Here is a 5,094-nt window from a genome sequence, read left to right on the forward strand (position 1 = left end):
CTTCAGCGCGTCGGCGACCACGCCCGCGGTGGGCCGGGCCACCGCCACCGCGTAGGCCGCGAAGTCCTCCCAGTACTGGTAGCCGGGGGTTTCGGCGTGTACCTCCAGGACCGTGCCGCCCCGGCGTACGGCGTCGTCCAGCCGCTTCAGCGCATCCCACTCCCAGTCGCTGGACATCACCTTGACCATGTCGCCCAGATAGCCGGGGCCGCCCGCGACCAGCAGGTCATCGGCCCCGGGCGGGAGCGTGTAGCGGCCGTCGCGCTCTTCGGTCAAGCCCACCGCGGCCAGCGCGTTGAGCAGGATGCGCATGCCGCGCGGCGCGCAGCCGAGCCGGTCGGCGACCGCCTCGGCGGTGGCCGGGCCGCCGGCCAGGGCGTCGAACACGCCCATCGACACGCCGGTCCGCAGCAGGCTGGTCGTCTTGTACGCCTGCATCATGCCGAACAGCGACTCGCGGGTCACCGCGGTGTCCTTCATGTCCGTTACCGCTCCCACCGATAGAACTCCGTGGCCATGGCATCGCGCGGCGACCGCCAGCTTTGGGGGTCGTACGGCTCGATGTACTGCGTCAGGTTGCGGCTCAGCTCCTGGAACTCCGGCCGATCGCGGATCCGCGCCATCGTCTCCGCCGCCGAGCCCTCGACCTCCATGAGCTGGAAGTAGAGCCCCTGAAAGGAGAACAGACTGCGGCTCACCGCGCCGCCCAGCTCGGGCAGCGGGGTGGTGCCGTCGGAGTGGCCGAAGAGCCGGGCGATCTCGGCCTCCGCCGGCTCCCGCATCCGGGCGACGATCAGAATTCGTTCCATACGCGTGTTTTCTCCCGTAGGTGGCAAGGGCCGCGAGCGCATGAGCGCTCTGCTCAGAAGTCTGCGCGGTGGCTCTCGAAGCGCACTTGAGCGGGCTTGGAACGGCCCGCCGAGCAAAAGGGCCGGGCCGGAGAAAGGGAGACGACAGTGAGGCGTCAGGGCCGACGGCTAGAACATCAGTGGGACACATGACCGCCGGAGATCGGGGAGGGCGCATGCGTTTTCAGGTGCTCGGCACTCTGGAGGTCCACGACCACCGGTGGCGGGTCACCCCCAACGCCCCCAAGCAGCGCAGCGTGCTCGCGCTGCTGCTGTCGGCGGCGGGCGAGGTGATCCCGACCGACGTGCTCACCGAGGAGCTGTGGGAGGGCCATCCGCCGCCCAGCGCACGCACGACCTTGCAGACCTACGTCTACCAGTTGCGAAAACAGTTCGTGCGGGCGGCGGGCCCGGCGGGCCTGCCCAGGCTCGTCACCAAACACGGCGGCTACCTGCTGGACATCCCGGAGGGCTCGCTCGACGCCGTGGAGTTCGAGCGGCAGGTCGCGAGCGCCCGCGAGCTGCTGCGGGCGGGCGACGCGGAGCGGGCGGCGGAGACGCTGGGCGGCGCGCTGGCACTGTGGCACGGCCCGGCCTTGGCCGACGTGGTCACCGGCCCCCGGCTGGCGATCTACCGCACCCGGCTGGAGGAGCTGCGGGTACACGCGATCAAGCTCAAGATCGAGGCCCGGATGCGCTCGGGGCAGCACCAGGAGCTGATCGGCGAGCTGAAGGAGCTGACCACCGTCTACGAGCTGGACGAATGGTTCCACCTCAAGCTCATGGAGACCCTGTCCCGGGCCGGGCGGCGGCACGAGGCGCTGGAGGTCTACCAGCGCCTGCGCCGCATCCTGCATCGAGAGCTGGGGCTGGAGCCCAGCGGCGAGATGCGCGAGCTGCAGCGAGTGGTCCTGGCGGCCGGCTGACCCGGCCGCGTCAGGAGGTCGCGATCAGGAGGTCGCGATCAGGAGGTCGTGGCGGGGCCGCCGAGGGCGTAGACGATGTTCATGGTGGCCATCGAGCCCTTCGAGCGGTACGGGTGCAGTTGGGTGCGGTGCTCGATGTGCTCGTCGGTGCCCTCGAACGCGCGGAAGGCCGTTTCGTCCACCCAGTCGCTCATGATGTAGTAGACGCCCTCCTCCTCGTCCTCGCCGCGCATCAGCCACTGCCCGAGGTTGCCCGCCTGCCGGCCGATCACATCGGACCCGGCGTACCACACCTTCTCGAACTCCTTCTCCTTGCCGGGAAAGATCTGCATCCGTAGCATCACCCGGAAGGCGGTCGTCTCCGCCATGCCGGACCTCCCTTCACAAGCCGAGCGCCAGCAAGGCGACGGCGGCCGAGATGTTGAAGACAAAGGCCAGGACCGCCACCGTGGCCCGGATGCCGTTCCAGCGGGCCCAGTTCGCCCGGAAGGACTCGAAGTCCCAGTCGGCGGGCATCGCGTCGGGGTCCTGGCGGACGATCCAGCGGTTCATCGGGACGTTCCTGCTCACTGAGACGATCACAACGCCGAGCGTGGTGACGGCGGCGGCGGCGCACAGTGCCCGTGCGGTGAACGCGTCCACCGTGGCCGCCAGGATCGTGTCGATGACGAGCGTGGTCACCAGGCAGATGGGCTGGAACGGGTCATAACGGGTGGAGCTGAAGGCGTGTGCCCGCACGTACTCGGGCGCACCCAGCGTCCGGTAGAACGGGACCACTCCGAGCATCGTCCCGACCAGTACGCCGGCCGCGATCCCGTTGGTGAACAGCGCCACCGGCAACAGCAACTCGGTCATCCTGCTCCTTTTCGCTCGCCTGACGATCTCAAGCCTGGTCGGGCACCCTCGTGCGCACCTCGCACGGCGCTCGAATTCGGATTTCACGGTCACACCAGTGGCGCTCTAGTTCGGCTCAAGCCGACAGCGGCAGACTGCCGCCGGGACCGGCGAAAGGACGGACATGCTGCTCGCCCGAATTCTCACCGCCACGGTAATCGTCGGAAACGGGCTCGTGGCAGGTGTGCTCTTCAGTCATGCCATCGGGGTGTGGCCCGCGATGCGGTCGCTGGCCCCCGACCGCTACATCGCCTTCCACAAGTCGTTCGACCGAGCCTACGACCCGCTGATGCCGATCATCGTCATCACCGCCGTCATCTGTGACGCGGTGCTCGCGGTGCTCTCCGCCGACCTGGTGCCCCGCGTGTTGTTCGCTTCGTCCGCCGTCGCGCTGATCGCCTCGGGGATCGTCTCACAGACGCGCAACGTGCCCATCAACCATCGGGTCAAAGCACTTGATCCCGCCGCCATTCCCATCGATTGGGTGGATCCACGCGGCGAATGGGAGAAATGGAATCACGTGCGGACGGCATTCGCGGTTCTCGCCCTCATCGGAAACGCCGCCGCGGCGGTATCCGCCATCTGACCGCCGGGCGGCGAGCAGAACCGGCGACCCGGACGACGGACAAAACCGGCGACAAAGAAAAGGAGTGCAGATGCCCCTGACCGGAGCCGCTCCGGCCCCCGTCCGTGACCTCGCGCAGCGCAAGTCCGACGTGCTCGGCACGCTCGCCCGCGACGTCCAGCTCTGGCTGGCCACCAGCGGGCCTTCCGGCGCCCACATGGTGCCGCTCGGCTGCGCCTGGGACGGCAGCCACGTGGTGATGGCCACCCATGAGCGGCACCGGACCGCCCGCAACCTGCGGGACAACCCGCGGGCGCGGGCCGCGTTCGGCACCCCGGCCGACGTCATCCTGGTGGACGGCCCGGTGGAGGTGCTGTCCCCGGGCGACCTGCCTGACGACTTCACACCGCCGCCCGGCCTCCCGCTCGACCCCGCCAGGGTGCCCGGCTGCGTCTACCTGCGCCTCACCCCGCAACGCGTCCTCGCCTGGCGGCACCGCGGCGAAATCCCCGACCGCACCCTCATGGAGAACGGCCGCTGGCTCGCCTGACCCGACCAACGCGCCGACGACCCGGCAGCGCGGCGTTAGCGGCCGGGTGGGGGGTTCGGGCCGGCCGCTTCGAGGGCCTTGGCGAAGTCCAGCCAGCGTCGGGCGAAGAGCTTGCACAGGTGGGCCAGGTCGCCGGTCCAGTGGCTGGGCACCGCTCTGAGCAGGGCCTCCCATTCGCCTGCGGCCAGCGCGTGGGTGTCCAGCCAGCGCAGCAGCCGGCGTCCCGACTCGCTGTACTTCAGCGCCGGGTCCCTACCCAGCTTGTCGCGTACCTCGGGCCAGACGACGGGCACGGGACGGGCGGTACGGCCCGCCGGAGTGGCCCTGGTGCGGCGCTGCCGGGGCGGCAGCGGGTGCCGCCCCTGGCGGAGGCGTTCGCGTACGTCGCGCGCGGTGGCCACCGAGATGCCCGCCCGCCGGGCCACCTCGCGCAGCGACACCTCCGCACCGGACTGGATGATCTGTGAGGCGCGCAGCCGTCCCTCGCCGCCGTCGATCGGCCGCACCCGCCCGTCGCGGCCGACGCGGGCCCGCCGGTGGGCGGCGTCACCGCCGGTACGCCGCCGGATCGCGGCGACCGTCTTGGCGGAAAGCCCGGTCGCCGCGGCGATGGCCCGGTCCGACCATTCCGGATGAACCCCCATCACCCGGATCGCCGCCGCCTCGCGGTCGGGCCCCGAGAGCGGCAGCCCGTGGGTGATGTTCTCGCGGACCCCGAGCAGGAAGGCCGCGTCCGCGTCGCCGTCGTAGAACCGCGCCTCGATGGTGTCCGCACCGCACATGATCGCCGCGCGCAGCCGGTGCATCCCGTCGATCACCCGCATCGTCGGGCGATGCACGATGATCGGCGGCAGCCTGGCGCTCGACTCGGCGAGCAGCAGCGCGTGGCCGGGATCCTCGCCGGCCAGGCGCGGCGAGTCTCCCGGCGACAGCATGGCTATCGGAACGGTCGTCGGCGGGCCCACGACCGCAACACTCCCCCGTGTCACTTTTGTCCACTCCCCCTGACGGACGTGCCATGGCTGATTCGTCCGGCGGCGGTCAGTGGATCGAACGGGAATCATGAATTACCGGATGGGCCGGTCGAGCACCGTCCGCAGCACGTCCTCCAGGGTGCGGGCGGGGTCGGCGGCGGCCTCGCGGGCGCGCCAGGCGATGTGGCCGTCGGGGCGGACCAGCACCGCGCCGGTCTCGGCCACGCCGTACCTCGCCGCCCAGCCGTCGCCGGGGTCGCCCAACTCGGGCCCGCCCACCACGTACGGCGCGAGCCGTACGCCGAGCCGCTCCGCGACCGCGCCCGCACCCTGGAGG

The 5,094-nt window shown here is 70.8% G+C and carries 9 protein-coding genes; 3 read left to right on the forward strand and 6 right to left on the reverse strand.

Going from position 1 to position 5,094, the window contains the following annotated elements; translation table 11 throughout:
• A partial coding sequence (locus C1I98_RS34820) for a methyltransferase family protein (RefSeq protein ID WP_306461941.1) occupies nt 1-498 on the reverse strand: 498 nt, incomplete at its 3' end.
• Nucleotides 486-809 (reverse strand): TcmI family type II polyketide cyclase, encoded by a 324-nt coding sequence (locus C1I98_RS34825; RefSeq protein WP_111171574.1) that lies wholly within the window; start codon nt 807-809, stop codon nt 486-488. The genes C1I98_RS34825 and C1I98_RS34820, both read right to left, overlap by 13 nt.
• Nucleotides 810-1,024: 215 nt before the next feature.
• Between C1I98_RS34825 and C1I98_RS34830 the strand changes: the two genes are divergently transcribed.
• Complete coding sequence (locus C1I98_RS34830; protein WP_158558307.1) at nt 1,025-1,774, forward strand: AfsR/SARP family transcriptional regulator; 750 nt, start codon at nt 1,025-1,027, stop codon at nt 1,772-1,774.
• Nucleotides 1,775-1,812: 38 nt separating this feature from the next.
• Here C1I98_RS34830 and C1I98_RS34835 read toward each other — a convergent pair whose 3' ends face one another.
• Both C1I98_RS34835 and C1I98_RS34840 read right to left on the reverse strand, forming a co-directional pair.
• The gene (locus C1I98_RS34835) at nt 1,813-2,142 is read right to left on the reverse strand and encodes an antibiotic biosynthesis monooxygenase family protein (protein WP_111171576.1); all 330 of its coding nucleotides are present in this window, start codon (nt 2,140-2,142) and stop codon (nt 1,813-1,815) included.
• Nucleotides 2,143-2,155: 13 nt separating this feature from the next.
• On the reverse strand, nt 2,156-2,629 hold the full coding sequence (locus tag C1I98_RS34840) for an anthrone oxygenase family protein (protein WP_111171577.1): 474 nt from the start codon (nt 2,627-2,629) through the stop codon (nt 2,156-2,158).
• Nucleotides 2,630-2,792: 163 nt separating this feature from the next.
• Between C1I98_RS34840 and C1I98_RS34845 the strand changes: the two genes are divergently transcribed.
• Both C1I98_RS34845 and C1I98_RS34850 read left to right on the forward strand, forming a co-directional pair.
• Nucleotides 2,793-3,254 carry an anthrone oxygenase family protein gene (locus C1I98_RS34845; RefSeq protein ID WP_111171578.1) on the forward strand — a complete coding sequence of 154 codons (462 nt, stop codon included), beginning with the start codon at nt 2,793-2,795 and terminating at the stop codon, nt 3,252-3,254.
• Nucleotides 3,255-3,324: 70 nt separating this feature from the next.
• On the forward strand, nt 3,325-3,783 hold the full coding sequence (locus C1I98_RS34850; RefSeq protein ID WP_146607825.1) for a pyridoxamine 5'-phosphate oxidase family protein: 459 nt from the start codon (nt 3,325-3,327) through the stop codon (nt 3,781-3,783).
• A 35-nt stretch (nt 3,784-3,818) separates the two neighbouring features.
• Here the strand turns inward: C1I98_RS34850 and C1I98_RS34855 are convergent, their stop codons facing one another.
• Together C1I98_RS34855 and C1I98_RS42095 are read right to left on the reverse strand one after the other, a co-directional pair.
• The gene (locus C1I98_RS34855) at nt 3,819-4,748 is read right to left on the reverse strand and encodes a ParB/RepB/Spo0J family partition protein (RefSeq protein ID WP_199537452.1); all 930 of its coding nucleotides are present in this window, start codon (nt 4,746-4,748) and stop codon (nt 3,819-3,821) included.
• Nucleotides 4,749-4,850: 102 nt separating this feature from the next.
• Nucleotides 4,851-5,094 (reverse strand): aromatic-ring hydroxylase C-terminal domain-containing protein (locus tag C1I98_RS42095; RefSeq protein ID WP_497846054.1); only part of this gene is annotated, 244 nt, incomplete at its 5' end.

This window comes from Spongiactinospora gelatinilytica, assembly GCF_003236385.1.
Classification (GTDB): Bacteria; Actinomycetota; Actinomycetes; order Streptosporangiales; family Streptosporangiaceae; genus Spongiactinospora; species Spongiactinospora gelatinilytica.